General features: G+C 50.7%; 19 protein-coding genes. 14 read left to right on the forward strand and 5 right to left on the reverse strand.

Annotation, left to right across the window (positions count from 1 at the left end):
• Nucleotides 1-106: 106 nt before the first annotated feature.
• Complete coding sequence (locus tag Q4551_RS13530) at nucleotides 107-1,093, reverse strand: TRAP transporter substrate-binding protein (RefSeq protein WP_303434398.1); 987 nt, start codon at nucleotides 1,091-1,093, stop codon at nucleotides 107-109.
• 394 nt (nucleotides 1,094-1,487) lie between these two features.
• On the opposite strand from Q4551_RS13530, the gene Q4551_RS13535 reads away from it, so the two are divergent.
• From Q4551_RS13535 to Q4551_RS13550, 4 genes are all read left to right on the forward strand, one after another.
• Nucleotides 1,488-3,350: an ATP-binding protein gene (locus Q4551_RS13535; protein ID WP_303434399.1), complete on the forward strand. Its 1,863-nt coding sequence runs from the start codon at nucleotides 1,488-1,490 to the stop codon at nucleotides 3,348-3,350.
• On the forward strand, nucleotides 3,347-4,702 hold the full coding sequence (locus tag Q4551_RS13540) for a sigma-54 dependent transcriptional regulator (RefSeq protein WP_303434400.1): 1,356 nt from the start codon (nucleotides 3,347-3,349) through the stop codon (nucleotides 4,700-4,702). The genes Q4551_RS13535 and Q4551_RS13540 overlap by 4 nt, the downstream gene beginning before the upstream one ends.
• 378 nt (nucleotides 4,703-5,080) lie before the next feature.
• Nucleotides 5,081-5,614: a TRAP transporter small permease gene (locus Q4551_RS13545; RefSeq protein ID WP_303434401.1), complete on the forward strand. Its 534-nt coding sequence runs from the start codon at nucleotides 5,081-5,083 to the stop codon at nucleotides 5,612-5,614.
• Nucleotides 5,614-7,002, forward strand: a complete 1,389-nt coding sequence (locus Q4551_RS13550; protein ID WP_303434402.1) for a TRAP transporter large permease — start codon at nucleotides 5,614-5,616, stop codon at nucleotides 7,000-7,002. The genes Q4551_RS13545 and Q4551_RS13550 overlap by 1 nt, the downstream gene beginning before the upstream one ends.
• A gap of 168 nt (nucleotides 7,003-7,170) precedes the next feature.
• Here Q4551_RS13550 and Q4551_RS13555 read toward each other — a convergent pair whose 3' ends face one another.
• Complete coding sequence (locus Q4551_RS13555; protein ID WP_303434403.1) at nucleotides 7,171-8,031, reverse strand: hypothetical protein; 861 nt, start codon at nucleotides 8,029-8,031, stop codon at nucleotides 7,171-7,173.
• 340 nt (nucleotides 8,032-8,371) lie between these two features.
• Here Q4551_RS13555 and Q4551_RS13560 point away from each other — a divergent pair, with 340 nt between their 5' ends.
• Both Q4551_RS13560 and Q4551_RS13565 read left to right on the forward strand, forming a co-directional pair.
• A complete protein-coding gene (locus Q4551_RS13560; protein ID WP_303434428.1) occupies nucleotides 8,372-8,866 on the forward strand; it encodes a TIGR00645 family protein in 495 nt (164 codons plus the stop codon).
• 108 nt (nucleotides 8,867-8,974) lie between these two features.
• Entirely contained in the window at nucleotides 8,975-9,601 is a 627-nt protein-coding gene (locus Q4551_RS13565; RefSeq protein ID WP_303434404.1) for a MarC family protein, read from the forward strand.
• 13 nt (nucleotides 9,602-9,614) lie between these two features.
• On the opposite strand, the gene Q4551_RS13570 is transcribed toward Q4551_RS13565, so the two are convergent.
• Both Q4551_RS13570 and Q4551_RS13575 read right to left on the reverse strand, forming a co-directional pair.
• A complete protein-coding gene (locus Q4551_RS13570; protein WP_303434405.1) occupies nucleotides 9,615-9,824 on the reverse strand; it encodes a hypothetical protein in 210 nt (69 codons plus the stop codon).
• Entirely contained in the window at nucleotides 9,821-11,044 is a 1,224-nt protein-coding gene (locus tag Q4551_RS13575; protein ID WP_303434406.1) for a GNAT family N-acetyltransferase, read from the reverse strand. Before Q4551_RS13575 ends, Q4551_RS13570 begins: the two co-directional genes overlap by 4 nt.
• A gap of 152 nt (nucleotides 11,045-11,196) precedes the next feature.
• Between Q4551_RS13575 and Q4551_RS13580 the strand changes: the two genes are divergently transcribed.
• The 3 genes from Q4551_RS13580 to Q4551_RS13590 all read left to right on the forward strand — a co-directional run bounded on the left by Q4551_RS13580 (nucleotide 11,197) and on the right by Q4551_RS13590 (nucleotide 15,227).
• Nucleotides 11,197-11,655: an HIT domain-containing protein gene (locus tag Q4551_RS13580; RefSeq protein WP_303434407.1), complete on the forward strand. Its 459-nt coding sequence runs from the start codon at nucleotides 11,197-11,199 to the stop codon at nucleotides 11,653-11,655.
• A 20-nt stretch (nucleotides 11,656-11,675) separates the two neighbouring features.
• Entirely contained in the window at nucleotides 11,676-12,476 is an 801-nt protein-coding gene (locus tag Q4551_RS13585) for a hydroxyacylglutathione hydrolase C-terminal domain-containing protein (RefSeq protein WP_303434408.1), read from the forward strand.
• A 309-nt stretch (nucleotides 12,477-12,785) separates the two neighbouring features.
• Nucleotides 12,786-15,227, forward strand: coding sequence for a glycosyltransferase family 2 protein (locus Q4551_RS13590; protein WP_303434409.1), 2,442 nt, complete (start codon nucleotides 12,786-12,788; stop codon nucleotides 15,225-15,227).
• 585 nt (nucleotides 15,228-15,812) lie between these two features.
• Here the strand turns inward: Q4551_RS13590 and Q4551_RS13595 are convergent.
• The gene (locus Q4551_RS13595; RefSeq protein ID WP_303434410.1) at nucleotides 15,813-16,514 is read right to left on the reverse strand and encodes a uracil-DNA glycosylase family protein; all 702 of its coding nucleotides are present in this window, start codon (nucleotides 16,512-16,514) and stop codon (nucleotides 15,813-15,815) included.
• A gap of 185 nt (nucleotides 16,515-16,699) precedes the next feature.
• Between Q4551_RS13595 and aspS the strand changes: the two genes are divergently transcribed.
• The 5 genes from aspS (at nucleotide 16,700) to Q4551_RS13620 (ending at nucleotide 22,975) form a co-directional block, all read left to right on the forward strand.
• Nucleotides 16,700-18,484, forward strand: coding sequence for an aspartate--tRNA ligase (gene aspS / locus Q4551_RS13600; protein WP_303434411.1), 1,785 nt, complete (start codon nucleotides 16,700-16,702; stop codon nucleotides 18,482-18,484).
• Nucleotides 18,485-18,701: 217 nt separating this feature from the next.
• A complete protein-coding gene (locus tag Q4551_RS13605) occupies nucleotides 18,702-20,084 on the forward strand; it encodes a DUF1566 domain-containing protein (protein ID WP_303434412.1) in 1,383 nt (460 codons plus the stop codon).
• Nucleotides 20,077-20,610 (forward strand): DUF1566 domain-containing protein, encoded by a 534-nt coding sequence (locus Q4551_RS13610; protein ID WP_303434413.1) that lies wholly within the window; start codon nucleotides 20,077-20,079, stop codon nucleotides 20,608-20,610. Before Q4551_RS13605 ends, Q4551_RS13610 begins: the two co-directional genes overlap by 8 nt.
• A 58-nt stretch (nucleotides 20,611-20,668) precedes the next feature.
• Nucleotides 20,669-22,444 (forward strand): DUF1566 domain-containing protein, encoded by a 1,776-nt coding sequence (locus Q4551_RS13615; RefSeq protein ID WP_303434414.1) that lies wholly within the window; start codon nucleotides 20,669-20,671, stop codon nucleotides 22,442-22,444.
• 30 nt (nucleotides 22,445-22,474) lie between these two features.
• The gene (locus Q4551_RS13620) at nucleotides 22,475-22,975 is read left to right on the forward strand and encodes a DUF1566 domain-containing protein (RefSeq protein ID WP_303434415.1); all 501 of its coding nucleotides are present in this window, start codon (nucleotides 22,475-22,477) and stop codon (nucleotides 22,973-22,975) included.
• Nucleotides 22,976-23,054: the final 79 nt, after the last annotated feature.

Below are 23,054 nucleotides of genomic sequence, written 5' to 3' on the forward strand. Positions count from 1 at the left end.
GGCCTATGGCCGATCTTCGTTATCAACACATGTGCGTCATTACCGGCCTGAATGTTTCAGGGCCGGTAATGGGCAGGGTCATACAAGGTCGTACAAGTAGAAGGTCTTACTGGTTGTTGGCTTCCAGAGCGGCGCCAATCAGGTCTGGACCAATTTCGTCGGCAAACATGTTCCAGACAGGTTTCATGGCATCAACCCACTGTTGACGCTCGGCATCTGTCAGGGTCAGTACGGTTGTTTTGCCGGAATCGATGATTTTTTGACGATCTTCAGCATCTTTTTGCAGGGCAATGGTGTTGCCGTATGCGATGGATTCATCCATGGCGGCTTTCAGCTTGGCGCGAACGTCGTCAGACAGGCCGTACCAGAATTCGGCAGAAGTCACGACCATGTAGTCGAGCAGACCATGGTTGGTTTCGGTAGCGTATTTTTGAACTTCAAAGAATTTCTTTGAATAGGTGTTGGACCAGGTGTTTTCCTGACCATCAATGGCTTTGGTTTGCAGCAGGGTAAATACTTCAGAGAACGGCTTTTTCAGCGGAATTGCTTGTACGGCTTCAAACTGAGCCTGCAATACATCGGACGTCATGATGCGGTATTTCTGACCGGCAATGTCCGCAGGCACACGGATCGGGTTGCTATCGGTCAGCTGTTTCATGCCGTTGTGCAGGTAGCCCAGACCAACCAGCAGTTTGTTTTCCATGGATTTCAGCAGTTTCTGACCTTCAGGGCCTTTTTGAAAGCGATCAACAGCGTTGATGTCTTTGAACAGGAAAGGCAGGTCGAAAATTTGCAGTTGGTCGGTGTACTTCTGGAACTTGGACAAGGCTGGCGCAGCGATTTCAACATCACCCAGCTGCATGGCTTGCAGGACGCTGGAGTCAGTGAACAGCTGTGAGTTAGGGTATACCTTGACTTCAACCTGACCTGGTAAAGCCGATTCTGCCAGCTCCTTGAATTTCAGGGCCATTTGGCCTTTGGGCGTATTTTCTGCCACGACGTGGGAAAACTTGATTTCAATCGGCGCGGCTGCGGCCTGATTAAACGTTACCAGGCTGGCGCAAGCCAGAATAGTGGCGACTAAGGTTTTCATGGACGATCCTCACTCTTAATTTTTATTGGTGTATTGGATGTTGAATATTCTGGAAATGTCCTGGAATAAGTGTGTGACCAGAACGATTTCATTAGGGTGGGAGGGTAAGCAACCAGTATGCCAATCAATTGGTCTGAATGGGGATGTTAGCCGTTTGGCTAATGCCTCTGCCTTGCGGTAGCTATCGTTGAGCGAATGCTTAAAATGCCGTTGCTGCGGGGCTTGTACTGGCTCAACCCGGTATTTTGCGGGGCTGGGCTAAGGCTCCAGGAGCTGGTCCGTCACCTGCTGTGGCCATGACGGGCAGTGCGCCAGAGTAAATGTCCGGTCTGTTTTTTGTTTTTAAGGGTGTTTTTATGCACGTTGAATATATCAAATGGGTGGAATGCCACCCATGATATCGGCATTTGATCATGACTCGAAAGATGAGTCGCTACATCTGGTACATGAAGGTGAGCGGCGTTCCATGACTTTTTTGTTGACGGCGTTGCTATTGGGCTGGGTGATCAGTGTGGTGCTGGTGATTGCCGCGGTCTGGCAGGTGCAGGAGGAAGAAGCGCTGGAGGAGCTGGCGGCAGACGCGACGGTAATGGCAGGCAGTATCAGTCAGCGCTTGCAGCAATACAGTGGCATCGCTGATGCCGTGTCGAATTTGCGCACGCTGAAAACCGTGCTGGGTGCGCCGGTTCCTGCTGGGCTGGATAAATTGAACCGGTTTCTGCAGCAAACCAATCGCAGCCTGGGCAGCGATACCCTGTTTGTTCTGGGTCTGGATGGCGAGGTTATTGGCGCGAGCAATTACGGCACCGAGAACAGCTCTGTTGGGCATAACTTTGCCTTTCGGCCTTATTTTCAACAGGCGGCACTGGGGGAAAGCGTCAGTTATTACGCCGTGGGTATGATTACCAAAGGCCGCGGCTATTATTTTGCCGCGCCGATTCGCAGAGAGGGTAAGGTCCTGGGAGTGGTGGTGGTGCATGTTCTGCTGGAGTCGGTGTTTGAGCGTCTGGCTGCCGGGCAGAATGACTTTTTGCTGGTGGGCTACGACTCGATTATTTTTGCTTCTTCGAATCCGGGTTGGCAAATGCGCAGTCTGCAGCGCTTGCCAGAAGCACAGCGCGAGGCGATCCGGCAGTCGCGCCGGTATGGTGATTATTCGCTGTCTCCCATCGCCAATCATTCTGACCGTACGCCCGATGTCTTTAACGATACCTATGTTCAGCTGGCTTCCGGGGGTGTGGTGCAGCGTTACCTGGTAGGGCGGGCGCTGGTGCGGCAAGCCGGTTGGCATGTATTTGCCCTGATGCCGCGGGTGGCGTTGCTGCAGCGTATCTTGCAGTTCTGTGTTTATTACACGCTGGTGTACGGCTTGCTGGTTCTGTTCTGGTTGTATTGGCGCAAGCGCACCGAGGTGCAGCGACATGTTAACAGTATGAATATGGAGCTGGAGCGGCGGGTGTCGTCGCTGACGTCAGAATTGACCGAGTCCAATACCGAGCTGCAGCAACTGGTGGCGCATTACCAGCGTACCCAGAGTGAACTGGAAGCGACCCAGGATCAGCTAATCCAGACAGCCAAGCTGGCGGTATTGGGAGAGTTGTCGGCCGGTATCAATCATGAGCTGAATCAGCCGCTTCTGGCCTTGCAGACGTATGCCGAAAACAGTCAGAAATTGCTGGCCCGGGAGCGTTTTGGGCTGGTGGCCGATAACTTACATGAAATCCTGCAGATTACCGATTCCATGCACGCCATTGTGTCGCGCTTCAAGGTGTTTGCGCGGCGCTCGCCGCCGGACCCCCGGCTGGTGGATGTTAATGAAATCATCTCGGCGGCGCTGATGATCATGAAACCTCTGTTAAGGAAGGCTGGTGTGGGTATTGGGGTGGAATTACCCCCAAATGGGCAAATGATCCTGTGTGAGCCGGTGCAGATCCAGCAGGTATTGATCAATTTGTTAACCAATGCGTCGGAGGCCATGGAAGGCATCGACGACGCCAGGGTTCTGGTACGGGTGGAAGATTGTGATGGCCAGATCCGTATTCTGGTGATCGACAATGGCCCGGGGATTGCTAAAGAGCTGCAAAGCAAGATATTTCAGCCTTTTTTTACCACCAAGAGCAAAGGGTTGGGAATCGGTTTGGCATTGTCACGGCGGATTCTGGAAACCCTGTCGGGCAGTCTGGTCGCCGAGTCTGATACCCATGGCGGAACGGTTTTTGTGATGACGCTGCGCAAACATAAGGGAGTGGATGAATGATCGAAGTCTTGGTCGTTGATGATGAAGAAGGCGTGCGCAAGGCGCTGGCTCAAACATTGGAAATCGAAGGGTTTGAGGTGATCACCGCCGCCAACGGCAAAGAAGCGTTGGCGCACGTCACAGGAGACTGGTCGGGCGTGGTGATCACAGACATTAATATGCCAGTGATGGATGGCATGGAATTGATGCATGAAATCCGTCTGGTGGATGCCGATATGCCGGTCATCCTGCTAACCGGCCATGGTGATGTGTCGATTGCGGTAGAAGCCATGCGTCAGGGGGCGTATGACTTTCTGGAGAAGCCGTTTTCAACCGACCATCTGCTGGAGACGGTGCAGCGCGCCCACGAAAAACGCCTGCTGACCCTGGAAAACCGCAAACTGCGTGAAGAAGTCGAAGTGCAGTCGCGGCCGGGGCCTCGCATTATCGGTAATCATATCGATATGAAAAAGCTGCGCGACACCCTGAATCATATTAAAGATACACCGGCGGACGTGCTGATTAATGGTGATACCGGCTGCGGCAAGGAGTTGGTTGCGCGTTATCTGCATACCCATAGCAAGCGCAGCGACAAGGCCTTTGTGGCGATTAACTGCGGTGCGATTCCGGAAAGCCTGATTGAAAGCGAGCTGTTTGGTCATGAGGCCGGAGCCTTTACCGGAGCCGGGAAAAAGCGCGTAGGTAAATTCCAGTACGCAAATGGCGGGACGCTGTTTCTGGACGAAATTGAAAGTATGCCGATGGTGCTGCAGATCAAGATGTTGCGGGTGCTGGAAGAACGCAAGGTCGAGCCTCTGGGGGGGAATCAGCAGATTGATCTGGACGTTCGTGTGGTGGCGGCGACCAAGGTTGATCTGAAGGAAATGAGTGATCGGGGAGAGTTTCGGCTCGATCTGTATTACCGCCTGAATATGGTTCAGGTGCATATTCCGCCGCTGCGCGACCGGCGTGAAGATGTTCCTGTGTTGTTTGAGCATTTTGTCTGGGCGGCCGCTAACCGCTACGGCTCGGAAGTGAATGCCCTGACGGCGGGTCAACGGCAGAACCTGCTGGCCCATGACTGGCCCGGTAACGTGCGTGAGCTACGTAATCTGGCGGAGTGTTTTGTGCTGCTGGGTGGCGAACGGGCGTTCGATAGCTTGTTGAAGTCTGGCGGGACGGCAGGAAGAATTTCGCTGTCGGAGCAAGTCAGTCGTTACGAAGAAATGCTGTTGCGGGAAATCCTCTCACGCCATCAGGGACGACTGAAAGACGCCCAGGAAGAGATGGGGCTGGGGCGCAAGACCCTGTATGAAAAAATGAAAAAATTTGGTTTGGACAAGGAAATGTTCAAGCAGGCAGGGGATGACTAATACCCAAATGACGCTTCGGATGGGTGATTTTCCACCCATTTTTGGAGGTAAATGGCTCTCGGTTGAAAACACTGGACGGCTTTTCGGCTGAATTTATCCGGGCACTCCCGTGTCCGGGGCAGAAATCTCCTCTTCGCTATTTTTTTGCCATTTAACCGGTCCTGCGGCCAATGCCGCGTTAAAAGTCAGGGTTTATCCTTGATGCAGCCACGTTGTTGTGGTCCTGGGTTCGGTCTGGTTCTCGTTTGTTGCAAAAACCCTCGCAATATCGCGCTATTGATTTATTTATTGGCATAGCTATTGCTGATGCCGTGGAGATAACAATACGTACGATTTTCCCGCAGGCCACCTCGGCCGAAAACAATAAAAGGAGAACAGATGGTGAAGTTTATCAATCGTCTGGAAGATATATTGATTGGCTCATTGCTGGTCTGTATTACCTTGCTGGTGTTTGCTGAAGTAGTTATGCGCTTTGGTTTCAGTACCGGTATTCATTGGGCTCAGGAAACGACGCTGTTTATGTCGGCCTGGATGGTATTGCTGGGGGCTGCCTGGGCAGTACGAGAACGTTCCCATATTTGTGTTGATGCTCTGCTGGAACGATTTTCTGCCAATACCCGTAAGTGGGTAATGTTGTTCTCCATTGCTGTCGCGCTGGTTTATTGCGCTTTGTTTTTACAAAGTTCCTGGGTGTATGTCTCCAAGTTACATCTGATCGGTATCGAGCTGGAAGATATTCCTATTCCCAAGTGGACCGTGGTGTCTGGTCTGCTGGTCGGGTTCAGCCTGCTGGCTCTGCGTTTGGTTGAGCTGGGCGTGGCCGTCTGGAAAGGCGAGGCCAATGGTTTCCATGAACACCGGGAATCACTGCTGCATGAAGATGGCTGTGATGAAGCAGAGGAGAAAGCATAATGGTCGCGTTAACCCTGTTCTTGTTGTTGTTTGTCGGTATGGCGCTGGGCTTGCCGATTGCTGTGGCGCTGGGCTTCTCTTCCATGACCGCCATTTTGCTGTTTACCAATGATTCCATGGCGTCGATTGCGCTCAAGCTGTTTGAAGCAGTTTCTGAGCACTACACCTTGCTGGCGATTCCGTTCTTTATCCTGTCGTCTTCTTTTTTGTCATCTGGTGGGGTTGCCCGTCGTTTGATTGATTTCGCTACGGCGGCGATTGGTCACGTTCGTGGTGGTCTGGCGATGGCGTCAGTACTGGCCTGTATGCTGTTTGCCGCGGTATCCGGTTCTTCCCCGGCGACAGTAGCCGCGGTAGGTTCGATTGTTTTGGTCGGTATGGTGCGCGCAGGTTATCCGTTGTCGTTTGCAGCAGGTGCGATTTCTACTGCTGGTACATTGGGTATTCTGATTCCGCCATCGATTGTGATGCTGGTGTACTCTGCGGCGACAGAAGTGTCGGCCTCTCGTATGTTTATGGCGGGTTTTGTACCGGGCATTCTGATTGGTCTGATTCTGATGGTGACTATTTATATTGTTGCCCGGCGTAAAAACTTGCCTGCTGAACCCTTTGTTGGTTTTACCGCCATTCTGACAGCAGCGTGGAGCGCATCCGGCGGTCTGATGCTGATTATCCTGGTGCTCGGGTCCATTTACGCGGGTGTGGCTTCACCAACCGAAGCGGCGGCTGTAGCGGCAGTGTATGGTTTCCTGGTGGCTATTTGGGGATACCGGGATATTGGCCCTCTGAAAGGTCAGCCCTGGCATAAGGACGGTGAAAATACCGTGGCGATGCTGGCGCGTAATATGGTGTTGTTACCGGTAGGTATCTTCCGTTCGGTTTATCACCCGGAAGTGGGTGGGATTGTTCGTGATGCTGCTCGGGTGTCCATTACGCTGCTGTTTATTATTGCCAATGCCATGTTGTTTGCTCACGTTCTGACTTCTGAGCAGATTCCTCATCAGTTGGCGGCAACAATTACCGATTGGGGGCTGCCAGCCTGGGGCTTCCTGATTGTGATGAACATCTTGTTGCTGATGGCGGGTAACTTTATGGAGCCGTCTGCGATTCTGCTGATCATGGCGCCGATTCTGCTGCCAATTGCCTTGCAGCTGGGTATTGACCCGATTCACCTCGGTATCATCATGGTGGTGAATATGGAGCTGGGGATGCTGACACCGCCGGTGGGGCTGAACCTGTTTGTAACAGCGGGTATTACCGGCAAGAGCATTGGCTGGGCGATCAAGGCCTGTGCGCCATGGTTGCTGCTGATGCTGGTGTGCCTGATTGCGATTACCTTTATACCGGAAATCAGCTTGTGGTTACCTAACTATCTGGATGGTCTCTAACGCCAGAGAGTGGGTGTGTTGCCGGGTGGTGAACCCTCCCGGGCAACGCCTTTTTTGTTGATACTCTACGATTTGCAACAGCGACTTTTGCCCGGCTCTGCCGGGCTTTTTTTATGCTGCTACCAGACAGGGCAAGAAGGCTGAAGATGGCTGGTAGCAGAAGGGTCTTTACAGCATAAAGCTGAACGTACCGGATTCGGTTCGATGGCAGCTGTCATTGTTTCCGCCAATGGTGATGACGGTATCGTCTTCCATGCTGTAAGTGGCGGAGACGATGGCGTTGTCGTCATTGCGCTCCAGCTCGGCATCCAGATTGCCGTCACTATCGTATAGATAAACGATGCCGTTGATGGTCTGCTGGTACTCTTCGTCAATTGCGATGGTGACGCTGTCGCCATCCAGACTCATGCTATGGCTGTCGGACCCGGGCCAGCGCATGGTGGCTTCATCAAAGTTGATGATAAACAGATCACTGTAGCTGCCATCGCTAGTGCCGGAGTCGCAGGTCAGGGTGTAGTTACTGGAACTCAGGGCCAGATAGTCATTGTCATCAAGGGACATCAGAGCCCGGCTTGGTTCGGCGACGGTCAGGGTGTAGCTGCCAGTGATGATAGCCTCAATTTCAATGACATAGTCGCTGTTAGCACTGACGTCAATCAGGATGGCTTCGGTGGATGTAATGTAGCTGGAATTATCAATCAGCTCGTCATCGGCGTATACCAGCAGATCCAAATTGGAGTCGGTCGAGCCATCCAGCAGTATCATCACCCAGCCATCGGCTGCTGCGGTGTAGGTATAGAGGTCGGTTTCATCGGTGCTGCTGAGGTTGCCTTCGACGTATTGGTTAATGCTCAGGCTGTCGCTGCCCTCGGTCAGTGTGACACTGGTATCGCTTAATAGGGGGGAGACTTGGTATTCGGTGTTGGGGTTTGAGTCTGAGTCGTCGTCACTACCACAACCGATTAATGATATGGACAGCGCCAGTGTGGTTAGGCTTGTGGTGATGAGGGAAGGTTTGCTACCGGTCATGTGGTCGTCTCCTTATGAGGCGTGTTGAATTATGGATACGCTAACTACAACGGAGATGTTACTAATCGGTTGACAAAGCGATGGCAGCTTGGGGAATCCCGGCCTGCTATCTGGTGAGACAGGTGTTGTTGGCCAGTAAACCACTGCTTTGGGGTTGTTAATAATTGGCCTGGAAATTGCCGAGAAGTTTTGGCAGAGATGTTGATTGTGGTAATGTCCTTCCTCTAGGCACTGCCAACCGTGTTTCTGTGCAGGGAGCCGAGCCAGGTATCGCTAATCGCTATTGGAGCGCACTGTCTGTTGTGGACGCCTGGCATAACACAAAGGAGTTAATACCGTGATTGAGCAGATGTTTGAACGTCTTATCTATGCATCACGCTGGATTCAGGCACCGATTTATTTGGGGTTGAGTCTGGCGCTGGTGGCTCTGGCCATCAAGTTTTTTGCTGAGCTGGTGCATTTGCTGCCGCATATTCTTGAAGTCAGTGAAACCGATATGGTGCTGGTGTTGCTGTCATTGGTGGATATGGCCCTGGTGGGTGGGTTGATCGTGATGGTGATGTTTTCCGGTTATGAAAATTTTGTCTCGCGTATGGATCTGGATGAAGGCGCGGAAAAACTGGATTGGCTGGGCAAGCTGGATACCGGTTCCTTAAAAAACAAGGTGGCTGCTTCCATTGTTGCAATTTCCTCGATTCATCTGCTTAAAGTGTTTATGAATGCCGAGAATATCAATAATGACAAATTGCTCTGGTATGTGGTGATCCATCTCACGTTTGTATCGTCGGCGGTGGCGATGGGGATGCTCGACAAGATTACTCGCAAGGCTCACTAAGGCTTTCTGTCCACGCTTGTCTCACACCTGTGTTGTTTCCTGACGCCATCCTGAGTGGTGTCGGGAACTGCCCACCGGTATTTTTATTCCTCTGTTTTCTGGATATCTATGAACGAGTGGATCAAGCAGTTTGTGCTGTTGTGGTCGGTGATCGATCCGATTGGCACCATACCGGTATTTATTGCGGTAACAGCCTCAATAAAGAACCCGGTAATGATCCGGCATATCGCGTACAAGGCCATTACGATTGCGGCCTTGGTAATGCTGTTTTTTGTGATGATGGGCGAAATGCTGCTGGATGCGATGGGCATTCCTCTGGAGGCGTTTCAGGTGGCCGGTGGCCTGGTTTTGTTTCTGTTTGCTTTGTCGATGATTTTTGGTGAAAGCAAGCCGGAGGAAGAAATCAGTATGGTCGCCAAGGGAATGCAAACGGCGGTTTTCCCGCTGGCGATTCCTTCGGTTGCGTCTCCTGGAGCGATGATGGCCGCGGTGTTGCTAACGGATAATCATCGCTTTTCCTTCGTTCACCAGATAGGCACCAGTATGGTGATTCTTTCGGTGCTGATGATTACCCTGGTGTTTATGCTGCTTGCCAGCCGGATTCTGAAAATCATAGGCGAAGGCGGGGCCAGTGTGATCAGCCGGGTGATGGGGTTGATTCTGGCGGCTGTTGCGGTTAATTCCGTGTTGGCCGGTATCCAGATTTATTTTGGTCTTGAGCGCTTTTCATCCTGATTGGCTGTGGCCCTTATGCTTGATGAATGTAGGGCTCGGTGGCTGTCGGGTCGGCCAGATGGTCGAATTCCGGGGTGCGCTCTGCCCGCAAGGCGACCCATCCGGCAACGTCTTCACGCCATTCTTCCATTGGTCTTAAACGCGGCGCTGCCAGCAATTTGGCTTCGGTTCCTTTGTTGGTAAAAACCAGAATATGCTCAACTTTGTAGGCTTGCAGGCTCATGGTGGCGTTTGCTCGTTATCAGACAGGGGGCTGGGTGGCGAAGTGTGCGATGTCGTTGGCAGCTCGTCAAAGGCATTTTCACGGAATGGCAGTAAAGTGGTGGCTTGCTGCTGATAGGCCAGTATCTGGGGCGTTTCCTGGTCAATAAAATTAGCTACAGCGGCCTGGAAGTCGGGGTGCTGTAACTGGTGCAGGCTGGAGGTAATCACCGGCTCAAAGCCACGACTGATTTTGTGTTCGCCCTGGGTACCGGGATCAAAATGATCTAACCCCTGTTCGAGGCAAAACTCGATGCCTTGGTAATAGCAGGCTTCGAAGTGAAGTCCGTCTATTTCCTTTACGCATCCCCAGTAACGACCGTACAGGGTGTGGTCATCAAAAAAATACAGGGCGCTGGCCAGGTGTTGTCCATTATGGCTGGCTTCGACCAGCATCATTTGCTGGTTCATGGTGGCTGCCAGCTGTAAGAAAAAGGCATTGTTCAGATAACCCTGCTGGCCGCGTTTCCGGTACGTCAGCTGATAACACCGATAAAACCGCTTTATGGCGGCGGGTGTCAGCTGTTCCCCTGTCAGGCGACAGAGCTGGATATTCATATCGCTCAGGCGCTGCCGTTCCTTGCGCACACTTTTCCGTTTGCGACTGGTAAAAAAGCTGAGGAAATGGTCGAAGCTGCTGTATTGGCGATTAAACCAATGAAATTGGCAAGCCCGCCGGATTAACAACCCCTGTGGTTCACTGAGAGTGGCCAGTTCGGCCAGGTCGCTGGCATTGGGGAAATTCAGATGCCAACCGGACATTTCCTGATCGCGGGTATGGTGCTGCAGTGCCTGTATCGCGGATTGCCAGGGAGGGGCTGAGTCGCGGTGACGATAAAGTAGACGTGGGCCGGTTGCCGGGGTAAAGGGGGCGGCGCATAACAGCTTGGGGTAATAACGAAAACCGTGGCGTTGATAGGCATCGGCCCAGCTCCAGTCAAAGACGTATTCGCCATAGCTGTGTTGCTTGCGGAAAAGCGGCAAGATCCAGTCTGTCTGGCCGTTGTGGTCTTGGTGCAGCAAATATTCCGGCTGCCAACCGGAATCGTCACCCATGCAGCGGCTGTCTTCCAGTGCTTGCAAAAAAGCGTAGTGCAAAAAAGGGTAGCGCCCTGGTAGTAAGGCTTGCCAGTCGTTTGCCGGGATGTCGGCTATCTGCGATATAACTTGAAATGTCGCCATGAATCAGTGACCTGAGTGTGGAGATTGCCTACTATGAAGATAAAATGTAAGAAGATAAATGCTTGCCCGGGCGGTGGGCGCTTCAGACTGATCGGTTTGCTGATGGTTTGGAAACGCTGCTGACCGAACGTCAAGAACAAGGAGAAAGTACTATGTTTTCCCTCGATAGCCGCCTTCAGGCTGATACCGTATTTGTTGGACGCCTGCCATTGTGTCAGGTGTTGCTGATGAACGACAGTCGTTACCCCTGGGTGATTCTGGTGCCTTTGCGCAAAGATGCCAGAGAGTATTTCCATTTGTCGGTTGCCGATCAGACCCAGATGATGCTGGAGTCTGCCTGGGTGGCCGAAAAAATGGCCGATCATTATGGGGCCAAATCCATGAACGTTGCGGAGCTGGGTAATGTGGTGCCACAGTTACACGTACACCATGTGGTGCGTAATGAAAACGATCCTGCCTGGCCCGGCCCGGTATGGGGTCACAGCCCCGCTGTCCCTTATGGTGTGGATGCGCTGGAGCAACGGGTGCATGAATTGAAAGACTTGTTATCCAGTCATTTTATTGAAGATATGACGGGCGAAGATGATATTGAAAATAACATCTACTGGTAACGGATAAGGGAGAGGCTGTTATGATCGTGTTACGACGTTATATGAATAACAATCTGCGTAATTACAACTACCTGATCGGGTGCGAAGAGACGCGTCAGGCGATTGCCGTGGATCCGCTGGGTGCCGATGAGATGCTGGCACTGGCAGAGGCGCAAGGGTATGAGATCAAGCTGATTCTTAATACCCATGAGCATCACGATCATATTGACGGCAACCCGCGGGTTCAGCAAGTCACAGGGGCGGCTATCTGGGCGCATAAGAACGCGGCGGATCGTATCCCGAATGTAGCTCGTTGGCTGGTGGCCGGTGATGTGGTTGAGTTGGGCACAATTCGTTTGCGGGTGTTGTTTACTCCGGGTCACACCATGGCGCATTTGTGTTTGCTGAGTGACGATGGTGGGCCGGATGGCCAGCCGCTACTGTTTTCTGGTGACACCCTGTTTAATGCCTGTGCTGGCAACTGCAGCCGGGGTGGGGATGTGGACACCATGTACGATACTTTTGTGTCGCAATTCCAGCCGTTGCCGGATGACACCCTGATGTATCCGGGTCACGACTACATGAAAAACAACCTCGGTTTTGCGTTGAGTCGTGAGCCGGATAATGACATGGCCCAGTACTGGCTGGATCAGGTGGCTGCATTTTCCGCCGAAGAGATGCCGGTGATGACACTGGGGCAGGAGCGTACTTATAACCCGTTTTTGCGTTTGCATCAGCCGCAAATCCGGGCGCAATTACAGGTGCAGTTTCCTGAGATGGAGGTCGCCGCGGCGGACCGGGATGTTTTCCGCGCTTTGCGTGCTCTCAGGGATGCGTGGTGACTAGTCAGTTATTTATTTTTTCTGGGTGTTTAACAGGGAAGATATGTGTTAGGTATGCCAAACTAGTGTCGGGACGGTTTTTACGATCTAGGTAAGTATCTGAGCGCTGACAGTCTATTACTCAACTTTCATTGTAAGTGTCCTTTCATTGTAAGTGTCATTATTTGAACCATTATTTGACTGCTACAGATCGGATAGTTGACTGAAGTATAAACAAAACATTACAATTGATTGCAAAATTTTGGACCCTCAAAAAGAGAAATTTCAATGGGATTGGGTATAAGAGTCACGCTTAAAAGAATATTAGGAATGGAATCTAATATTAGCCAAAAAAAAGTAGTCGAATGCAGTGATGCTGCAGAAGTGCCTGGTCAGGAAAAAGTAGTTGAATCTGGTGGCGATGTAGAAGTGCCAGATCAGGCAAAAGTTGTCGAATCTGGTGGTGCTGAAGAAGTGCCAGATCAGGAAAAAGTTGTCGAATACAGTAGTGCTGAAGAAGTGCCAGATCAGGCAAAAGTTGTCGAATCCAGTAGTGCTGCAGAAGTGCCAGATCAGGAAAAAGTTGTCGAATCTGGTGGTGCTGCAGAAGTGCCAGACCAGGAAAAAGTTGTCGAATCAAGTGATGTTATAAGGATATCCACGTTGCCTAATGAAATAACTGCTTATTATAATGTTATAAAAGAATCAGGTTTGCTTGAGGAAGATTATTATATTTCAGCTTATGGTGATTGCGCCCCTTATGAAGATGCTGTTCTTCATTACCTGATGGAAGGGGCAAGTAAATACTATAATCCATCCCAATACTTTTCAACAACATATTATTTGGCTAGTAATGCTGATGTTAAAAATAGTGGTGTTAACCCTTTGTATCACTATATATGTTATGGAGAAAAAGAAGGAAGGGCGCCCAATGCCTTTTTTTCCCCTAGTGCTTACCTTAGATTGAATCCGGATTTGGAAAGTTTTGGTCAAACACTGCTGCGCCATTATCATCTTTACGGGCGTAAGGAAGGACGATTCTACTCAGACTCTGTCAGTGTTTCTAAAAAGGCCGCAAGTCCATATGATGAATGGATAAACAAACATGAGTCAGAGCCTTTTCAATATATTGTTAAAGAACAGCGATCTTTTGCTATCCAGCCGCTCATTTCAATTGTAGTGCCTGTATATAATCCGGATAGAGAGTTTTTGGCGGCCTGTATTGAGTCTGTTATGGCTCAGTCTTATGAGAACTGGGAGCTGTGTTTGGCAGATGATCAATCTACCAAGCCACATGTACGAGAAGTACTGGAAAGCTATCAAACAATAGATTCTCGTATCAAGGTAGTATTTCGCGAAAAAAATGGTCATATATCTGCAGCCAGTAATAGTGCTCTTGAAGTAGCAACTGGCGAATGGACAGCTCTTTTGGATCACGATGATTTACTACAACAGCATGCGTTATTTTATGTCGTAAAAGCTTTGAATGATAATGAGAATGTATCTTTTGTCTACAGTGATGAAGACAAGGTTGATGAAGCTGGTAATCGTATTGACCCTCATTTTAAATCCGATTGGAATCCGGATTTACTCTATGGTCAAAACTACGTGTCTCACCTGGGTGTATATCAAACGGATATAATTAAGCGGATCGGTGGTTTTCGAGTTGGCTATGAAGGTAGCCAGGATTACGATTTGTTATTGCGGTATTCTCGAGAGATTGACCAAAAGAATATTGTACATATTCCACGAGTCCTTTATCACTGGCGTATACTGGAAGGCTCTACGGCTATGGGCTCTGATGAAAAGCCCTACACTACCGATGCAGGAATAAAAGCACTGGAGGATCACTTTGCCGCATTAGGTAAAAATGTGAAGGTTGAAAAAGGTAAGTATGCCAACCTTTATAAGATAAGCTGGCCGTCAGTAGATGAAAATGGCAAGGAACCTTTGGTCTCATTGATTATACCGACCCACAATGGTCGAGATATTACTCAGCAAGCCATTGATTCAATTCTGGAAAAAAGTACTTATAAAAACTTCGAAATTTTATTGGTAGACAATAACTCAAACGATCCAGAGGCTCTGGCTTATTTTGATGAAGTTGGTCAGCATCCAAAAGTGACTCTGCTGAAATACCCTTATCCTTTTAACTACTCGGCGATCAATAACTTTGCAGCCAAAAAAGCAAAAGGCAGTATCATAGGGCTTATTAACAATGACGTAGAGGTTATTACGCCAGATTGGTTAACGGAAATGGTTTCTCATGCTCAGCGGGAAGACATCGGTTGTGTGGGTGCCATGTTGTATTATCATAATGACACGATTCAGCATGCCGGTGTCATTATAGGCTTGGGAGGGGTAGCAGGGCACTCCCATAAACACTTCCCTAGAAATCACGCAGGTTATTTCCGCCGTTTGCAATCAGTGCAAAATTTGACTGCGGTTACTGCTGCCTGTTTGCTTATTCGCAAGAGTGTGTTTGATGAAGTGAATGGTCTCAATGAAAAAGATCTGACCGTTGCTTTTAATGATGTGGACTTTTGTTTGAAAGTGAACAAAGCTGGTTACCGAAACCTTTGGACACCGTATGCTGAGTTGTATCACTACGAGTCTATTAGCCGTGGTGAAGAAGATAATCCAGAAAAACTTGAACGTTTTAGAAAAGAAATTGATTATATGAGAACAACCTGGGAAACAGACGGGTACTTTGATAGATACTACAATCCTCACTTGACCATAGGGCGTGAAGATTTCTCTATAGGTGATTAATCCGGGATTTTGACGGTATTGAAAAATAAAGGGAATAAAGAGCTGACAAATTGAGATTGACAGGTGTTTACCGATCAGTCGGCTATGGGGAGTTCCATGTTTATATGCTTCGCCCTTTACTTATCAGTGATGAGTAGCAGCGCGTGAGGTCTTTTACACTTGGCATTCTCTCCGCCGGGATGGCTGGTGAGCGGCTGTCAGTATTATCAGCAGGTTCGCTAGCCCTATGATGGTAGGCGTTACACTGATTTAGTGTAACGGGTAACCCAACATTGATTGCCACCGTATCTCTGGTTGAAAAGATCAGGGTTTTCCAATGTGTATGAATGTTTTTTGCTGAGCGCTGAGAGACATTGTGTAACACTTTTGGAAGCCTGTTCTGGTTGTGTGTTGTCCAGATTTTGCTGGATGGCTGATGGCTGATGGCTATGGCTACAATGGGTTACTGGTTTTGATATGGGTATGAGTATATCTATATATAACCAAAGTGTAATGTAGTGCTGCCGTGTTGTGGTGTCAAGTATTTCCAGTGTGGAATGAGTGTGCAGACAGCAGAGTGATTGGGCACAGCCGAGGTGGATTCTGTCAGAAAAGTAAGGTGTCCAGCTGCCGCCTTAATGTCGGGATCGTCTGGGCTTCGAACCAGGGGTTCTTGCTGAGCCAGTGTCGGTTTCTGGGTGATGGGTGGGGCAGCACAAAAAATGGCTCGGGCACATCCTGACAATGCTTGACTCGCTCTGTCAGGGTTTTGTATTGGCGCAGAAAAGCTTTCGGCAAGTAGTAGTTCTGGGCGTATTGGCCAATCAATAATATCAGTTGCAGTTCGGGCATGCGTGCCAGCAGATCTGCATGCCAGCGGGGTGCGCACTCCGCTCTGGGCGGTAAGTCACCACTTTTGCCTTTGCCGGGGTAGCACAAGCCCATCGGCACGATGGCAATCTCCTCCTCGTTATAAAATTGCTCCGGCGTCAGCTGTAACCATTCACGTAAGCGTTTGCCGCTGGCATCATCCCAGGGAATACCGCTGACTTGCACCTTGCTGCCCGGTGCCTGGCCGATGATCAGCAGGCGGGCGCTGGCGCTGATTTGAATTATCGGTCGTGGTGGGCAGGGCAGATGTGCGGCACAGAGCTGGCATTGCCGGACTTGCTGCAGCAAGTCCGGCAGGCTCTGTACTGACAGTGGGGCTGATGGTTCCGGGGTTAATGTCTGGTCGGTACTCATACGTTCCTGTGGATTCTGTCGCGCTGGCGATGTCGGTGTCTGCGTGTTGCTGTGGGTTGTCATATCAATTTCTCCGCAAGATTCCTGCTTGAAGTTGTCTGCCCCGGAGCCGGAGTATTTTGCACCGGTTACTCGGGTAGGAGTGTCGATAGGGCTGAATTCCGTTATAATGCCTGCCTTTTAAAATTTGTACGTCGTTGATTCGATATGTCAGCGCCGTGACACTCACACGTTAGCAGGACCATACGATGCGCACTCACTATTGTGGTGATATCAACGAAACCTTGATCGATCAAACCGTTACTTTCTGTGGCTGGGTTCACCGTCGCCGTGACCATGGTGGCGTTATCTTCCTGGATGTTCGCGACCGTGAAGGTCTGGTTCAGGTGGTTTTTGACCCGGATACCGTTGACGCTTTTAATACCGCTGATAGCGTGCGTTCTGAATATGTTTTGCAAATCACCGGTCGCGTTCGTGGTCGTCCGGAAGGTACCACCAATGCCAATATGAAAACGGGCATGATTGAGGTACTGGGTAAAGAGGTTGTGGTACTGAATAAGGCCCTGACGCCGCCATTTCCTCTGGATGGTTACACCGATGTGGGCGAAGATATCCGCCTGAAATACCGTTATATGGATATGCGCCGCCCGGAAATGCAAGACAAGCTGCGTTTCCGTTCCAAGGTGACATCGGCAGTGCGCCGTTACCTCGATGATACCGGCTTCCTGGATATCGAAACCCCGATTCTGACTCGCGCCACTCCTGAAGGCGCTCGTGATTACCTGGTGCCGAGCCGGACTCATGAAGGCTCTTTCTTTGCCTTGCCGCAGTCGCCACAGCTGTTCAAGCAGCTGCTGATGGTATCTGGCTTCGACCGTTATTATCAGATCGCCAAGTGTTTCCGTGATGAAGACTTGCGCGCTGACCGTCAGCCTGAATTTACCCAGATTGATATCGAAGCCTCGTTTATCAACGAAGACACCATCATGGATCTGACCCAGGATATGATCAAAGGCATCTTCCAGCAGGAGCTGGGCGTTGACCTGGGTGATTTCCCTCGCATGCCGTACGCTGAAGCAATGAACAAGTACGGTTCCGACAAGCCGGATATGCGTATTCCGATGGAGATTGTCGATGTTGCAGAATTCCTGCAAGACATCGAATTCAAGGTCTTTGCCGCTCCGGCGAAAGATCCACATGGCCGTGTTGCCGCGTTAAAAGTTACTGGTGGTGCCGAGCTGAGCCGTAAGCAGATTGACGAATACACCAAGTTTGTCAGCATCTACGGTGCCAAGGGTCTGGCGTGGATCAAGGTCAACGATATCGAGAAAGGCGTTGAAGGCCTGCAGTCTCCGATCATCAAGTTTATCGGTAATGATAATACGATGAAAATCATGGAGAAAATCGAAGCGCAAAATGGCGATATCGTTTTCTTCGGTGCCGATAAAACCAAGGTGGTTAACGAAGCACTGGGTGCGCTGCGCTGCAAATTGGGTGAAGACCTGAACATGTACACCAGCGAGTGGGCGGCATTGTGGGTGGTCGATTTCCCGATGTTTGAAGCTAATGACGACGGTTCGATTTCAGCTCTGCACCACCCGTTTACCGCCCCAAGCTGTTCCGCTGAAGAACTGGAAGCCAAGCCTCTGGAAGCTCTGTCCCGTGCCTACGATATGGTGCTGAACGGCTGTGAGCTGGGTGGTGGGTCGATTCGTATCCATGATCAAGCCATGCAGGAAGCGGTGTTCCGTGCCCTGGGAATCAGCGAAGAAGAGCAGCAGGAAAAATTTGGCTTCCTGCTGGATGCACTGAAATTTGGTTGCCCGCCGCACGGTGGTTTGGCCTTTGGTCTGGATCGTTTGATCATGCTGATGACCGGTGCCAGCTCGATTCGTGAAGTCATTGCCTTTCCGAAAACCCAGTCAGCGGCCTGTGTGATGACCAAGGCACCGGGTGAAGTGAGTAATACTCAGCTGCGCGATTTGCACATCCGCCTGCGTGACAAGCCCAAGGCAGAGCCTGCGGCGGAATAAGCCAGCCTGGTTGCTGTGTTTGTGATTGCTGCTTTGTGATGAAGAACGGGAGCCTGCTTGTGAATGCAGGCTCCCGTTTTTGTATGTCATGCTGACACGACGACGTATCGGCTGGTGATGGCTGGCAGTATATTTATGTCGGCTATCGCTTGTCTGGTCGAATTCTGCTTTATTGTCGCTATAATTTGATTATTCATCGACACTTCAGGTGTGAACTTTGTTATTGCGTGCCCTTTGCCTGTCTGGCTGCTTATATATTCTTTCCGGTTGCGCTTCTTCCAGTGACGACACAAATATTGCCCCTTCTGTTACGGTAACGTCTGAGCTCTCGGTAGCGGGTGGCGAAAGTGTAACCCTGACTGTGGTGGCCAGTGACTCCGATGGCACTATTGAGTCCTATCTCTGGGAGCAAGTCTCGGGTGACGATGTCGAGCTGGAAGGAGAAACCACCGATACGCTTGAATTTGATGCCCCTGCAGGGCTGAGCGGTTATGAGCTGGAGTTCCGCATCACGGTAACGGACAACGAAGGAGGCAGCTCCAGTGTAACCGTAACCGTGACCGTGGCTGAGGGGATTGAGTCCCCCGATAATTTTCTGGTGCGTTCTCCCGTGGACTCTGCTGGCATTGTGTTTGGCTGGGATGCCATCAGTTTGTCGGATGATGCCGATGGCGAGATAAGCTACTCCCTGTATTACGCTCAGGAGACTTTTCAGAATCTCAGTGATCTGGATGACTATGATGAGCTGGACGGTGCCGGGGTCGAGACGGATATCACGGATACCAGCTATCAGATGGACCTCTCGAACGGTGAGCAATACTATTTTTTGCTGACGGCTTCCTATGTCAGTGACACGCTGGCAGTAGAAAGCCAGCCCACGGCGGAGGTGGCGCGAGTTATTGGCAAGGATTTTTCGGCCACGGATGAATTGAATGATACCAGTGTCACTGAATGTGTGGACACCGAAGGGGAGTGGGCCAGCTGTCCGGTTGATGACCGGCCAGGGCAGGATGCCGAATATGGCCGCACTGCAGAGGAAGAAGCCGGTAGCCTGACCAAAACCGGTACTGGTCTGGGAGGGTTTGACTGGACTTTGCTGGATGAGGATGGCAGTGAGCTGTCTCCGGGCAGTGAGCTGGCGGAATGTATTCGTGACAATGTCACTGGCATGACCATAGAGCTGAAAAGTTCGACCACGAATTTGCGTGATCCGGTCCATCAGTTCAGCTGGTATCAGGACGATGACACATTGAATGGCGGTTATGCCGGGCTGGAAGACGGCCCTGAATGTGTTTCCGGTGTGTGCAATACCAGTGCCTATGCGGCTGCTCTGAATCTTCAGACTCTCTGTGGTGCAAGTGACTGGCGTTTGCCAGTGGTCGCAGAATTACGCTCGGTTGCCGATATTGCCGGTGCTTGCCTGGATGATGGTGGCGGCTGCAAGCTGGCTCTGGATTATTACTATTGGACTGCCACCACACGCGCTGATTCCCCGGATCAGGCCTGGATGGTCAATTTGTACGGTAAGGCTGACACCTCTTACGACAAGCAGGCCAGTGCCCGTGTGATTATGGTGAGTGATGGTACTTCAGATGAATAAATATTGGCTGAAGCGGTTGTCGCTGTCGTTGTGCCTTGGCTCGGGAACCCTGTTCAGCGCTCTGGTGACTGCTGAACAACAATGTCTTGATACCGTAGCGGCTAGCATCAGTGACGATCGTTTTGAAATACAGCAGGATGGCTCGGTTTACGACGCTACTTACGGTTTGTTGTGGTTTAGCTGTCTTTATGGCCAGACCTGGGATGACGGCGAGTGCTCCGGTACAGCCACCGGTTTGACACTGACGGAAGCTTACCTTTATGCCGATGAGGCGGTTCTGGCGGGTTATGACAGTTGGCGGCTCCCCAATATCAATGAGTTGCAAAGTCTGGTGGAGTGGCAGTGTGTCAGTCCGGCGATCGATACCGATTATTTCCCGGAAATCACCAGTGGCTATTTCTGGAGTGCTTCGGCCAGAAACAACAGCAGTGACCAGCCAACAACCTTGATGGTGGATTTTTATAATGGTCGTGTACGGGATACCTTGTATCTTAATGGCTACCTGATTCTGGTGAGGGATATGTGATGGCCTCTAATCTATATGTGATACCCAAGAAGACCCTTCTGACAGACAGGCGGCTGAAATGATGAATGCTAGTACCGGAGTCGGCATGGTGAAATATATCCTGATCTTGATGCTGGTGGGGGTTATGGCCGGCTGTGGTTCACAGAGCGGCCCGGAATCGACCAGTGATAGTGATGACAGTTCGGAAACCGATACTGACACTGATGACGACGATGACACTGATGATGAGGACAGTGACAGCGATAATATTGCGCCTGTTGCCAATGCTGGCAGCGACCAGTCCAGTTATGAGGGGGCTACGGTTTCCTTGCCTGGCTCGGGTATCGATGAAGACGGCACTGTGGTCTTGTATGAATGGGCTCAACTCAGTGGTACTGATGCCGAGATAGTGAACCCGAATTCAGCGAATACGTCAGTGGTGCTGCCGGATTTGACGGTGGCCGAAGACATGATTTTCAGTCTGACGGTGACGGATGATGACGGTGCCAGTGATACCGATACCATGACCCTGAGTGTCGCGGTTGAATATGATGAAACGGGCAACCTGGAACCAACGGTAGACGCTGGCAAGGACCAGGAGGTCAATGTTGGAGAAACCGTTTATCTGGAAGGGGAGGCGTCTGACCAGGACGGTAATATTGTCTCTTATGAGTGGATTCAGTCGACCGGAACCGATATTACGCTATCCGATGAAACAGATCCGGAGGCCACTTTTGTGGCCCCTGATGTCACCGAAGACAGTATTGTGACTCTGGTATTGAAAGTCACCGATGAGCAGGGGGCGGTGTCTTCCGACGAGGTACTGATTACCATATTTCCGGATCTGGCTGCGCCGGATAATCTGGCGGCTGAGTCGGATGAAGACGGCATTACCCTGACCTGGGATGAGGTGGATTCGGCGGAGTCCTATAATGTTTATTATGCCCGGGAGACTATTCCGTCGGATGATATCGCCAATTACAGCAGTTATCTGGGTGGTACGCTGGAGATGGATATTACGACCACCAGCTTTTTGCTGGAGTCGGACAATGATTTATTGACCTATTATTTTCGGGTCACCGCCGCCCGGGATGATTATGAAAGCAGTGCCAGTGACGAGGTCATTGCATCCACCACGATCGCGGTGACGGTGGGGGCAACCGGAAACCGTAATGATACCGGTCTGACGACCTGCTATGAAGAATCTGAAGCCGGTACTTCTTGCCCGATTGATGATTTCCCTCAGCAGGATGGCGACGAAGGCCGGGATGCGGATAATGACCTGGTCAAAACCGGATATGGCGATGCGGGCTTTGATTTTCTGAAAATCGACAGTGAAGGCAACGCTGTTGGAGAAAGTGTCGAGGACTGGCGCTGTGTTTTTGATGTCAATACCGGATTGTTGTGGGAATCCAAGCTGGAAGACGAATATGTTGCGCAAAGTGTTGATGAGCGCTTCACCTGGTACAGTACGGATAACAGCCTGGTGAGTGGCACTTTGGGCGAGGAAGGAGATACCAGTGCGTGTTATATCGACATGAATTGTAATACCCAGAACTATATTGCCTATATAAACGATCTGGAATTGTGTGGCTATTCCAATTGGCGTTTGCCAACGGTGGATGAGCTGGTGACTATTGTTCATCATGGTGAAACCTCGCCAACGATTGATACTGACCTGTTCCCTAATACCCGTTATGTATCAAAACAAGGCTACTGGACGTCGGATATCAACTATGACGGCGTCAAGGCCTGGGTGGTTGATTTCTCGGATGGTGATGTCACATTGACGTCGATGGAAAGTTCCTCGGTCGGAATTTATCGATCGATTCGTCTGGTCGTTGGAGAGGAATAGCTTGTGCGATTAAATATAGGGTGTCTTGCTATGGCTGCGCTGTTGTCTTCAGTGGCAGTGGCTGATTCTGATAATGAGTGTCTGTCTTTGGGAGATTTGACGGATAACGATGATGGCACAGTGACCGACGCCGACGCCGGGTTGATGTGGTCCATGTGTCCTTTGAACATGACCTGGACGGACGGCGATTGTGTTGGTGAGGATGAAGACGAACAGGGTTACCTCAGCTGGTCATTGGCGTTGAATTACGCCTCCGAGCTGGTTCTGGGGGACTATAGCGACTGGCGTTTGCCTAACATCAATGAACTCAGAACGCTGGTGGAGCGTAACTGTTCGAGCTTTGCAATCAATGATGCGGTTATCTGGATCGATACGGACAATTATGTGGTGAAGTACTGGTCATCGACCACCTATGTCTCATCGCCGGATACGGCCCGGGTGGTTGACTTCCAGAGTGGCGGTGAAGAAGCGGTATCGAAAGGGGAGTATGACTACACCGCGGTCGCTCGTGCGGTGCGGGATATTGATTAACCCTGCGCGGTCAGGATTGCTCCGTTACCCTTGAGGGGCCAGTGGGCAAGCAATAAAAAACCCCGATGCTGAAGTCAGT

Source organism: Oceanobacter sp. 5_MG-2023 (assembly GCF_030548165.1).
Classification (GTDB): domain Bacteria; phylum Pseudomonadota; class Gammaproteobacteria; order Pseudomonadales; family Oceanobacteraceae; genus Oceanobacter.

Excerpts from the sequence above, each read along its gene's own strand:
- Q4551_RS13530 (WP_303434398.1), bottom strand. The coding sequence starts at position 1,093 with ATGAAAACCTTAGTCGCCACTATTCTGGCTTGCGCCAGCCTGGTAACG.
- Q4551_RS13535 (WP_303434399.1), top strand. The coding sequence starts at position 1,488 with ATGATATCGGCATTTGATCATGACTCGAAAGATGAGTCGCTACATCTG.
- Q4551_RS13540 (WP_303434400.1), top strand. The coding sequence starts at position 3,347 with ATGATCGAAGTCTTGGTCGTTGATGATGAAGAAGGCGTGCGCAAGGCG.
- Q4551_RS13545 (WP_303434401.1), top strand. The coding sequence starts at position 5,081 with ATGGTGAAGTTTATCAATCGTCTGGAAGATATATTGATTGGCTCATTG.
- Q4551_RS13550 (WP_303434402.1), top strand. The coding sequence starts at position 5,614 with ATGGTCGCGTTAACCCTGTTCTTGTTGTTGTTTGTCGGTATGGCGCTG.
- Q4551_RS13555 (WP_303434403.1), bottom strand. The coding sequence starts at position 8,031 with ATGACCGGTAGCAAACCTTCCCTCATCACCACAAGCCTAACCACACTG.
- Q4551_RS13565 (WP_303434404.1), top strand. The coding sequence starts at position 8,975 with ATGAACGAGTGGATCAAGCAGTTTGTGCTGTTGTGGTCGGTGATCGAT.
- Q4551_RS13570 (WP_303434405.1), bottom strand. The coding sequence starts at position 9,824 with ATGAGCCTGCAAGCCTACAAAGTTGAGCATATTCTGGTTTTTACCAAC.
- Q4551_RS13575 (WP_303434406.1), bottom strand. The coding sequence starts at position 11,044 with ATGGCGACATTTCAAGTTATATCGCAGATAGCCGACATCCCGGCAAAC.
- Q4551_RS13580 (WP_303434407.1), top strand. The coding sequence starts at position 11,197 with ATGTTTTCCCTCGATAGCCGCCTTCAGGCTGATACCGTATTTGTTGGA.
- Q4551_RS13585 (WP_303434408.1), top strand. The coding sequence starts at position 11,676 with ATGATCGTGTTACGACGTTATATGAATAACAATCTGCGTAATTACAAC.
- Q4551_RS13590 (WP_303434409.1), top strand. The coding sequence starts at position 12,786 with ATGGAATCTAATATTAGCCAAAAAAAAGTAGTCGAATGCAGTGATGCT.
- Q4551_RS13595 (WP_303434410.1), bottom strand. The coding sequence starts at position 16,514 with ATGACAACCCACAGCAACACGCAGACACCGACATCGCCAGCGCGACAG.
- aspS (WP_303434411.1), top strand. The coding sequence starts at position 16,700 with ATGCGCACTCACTATTGTGGTGATATCAACGAAACCTTGATCGATCAA.
- Q4551_RS13610 (WP_303434413.1), top strand. The coding sequence starts at position 20,077 with ATGAATAAATATTGGCTGAAGCGGTTGTCGCTGTCGTTGTGCCTTGGC.
- Q4551_RS13615 (WP_303434414.1), top strand. The coding sequence starts at position 20,669 with ATGATGAATGCTAGTACCGGAGTCGGCATGGTGAAATATATCCTGATC.
- Q4551_RS13620 (WP_303434415.1), top strand. The coding sequence starts at position 22,475 with ATGGCTGCGCTGTTGTCTTCAGTGGCAGTGGCTGATTCTGATAATGAG.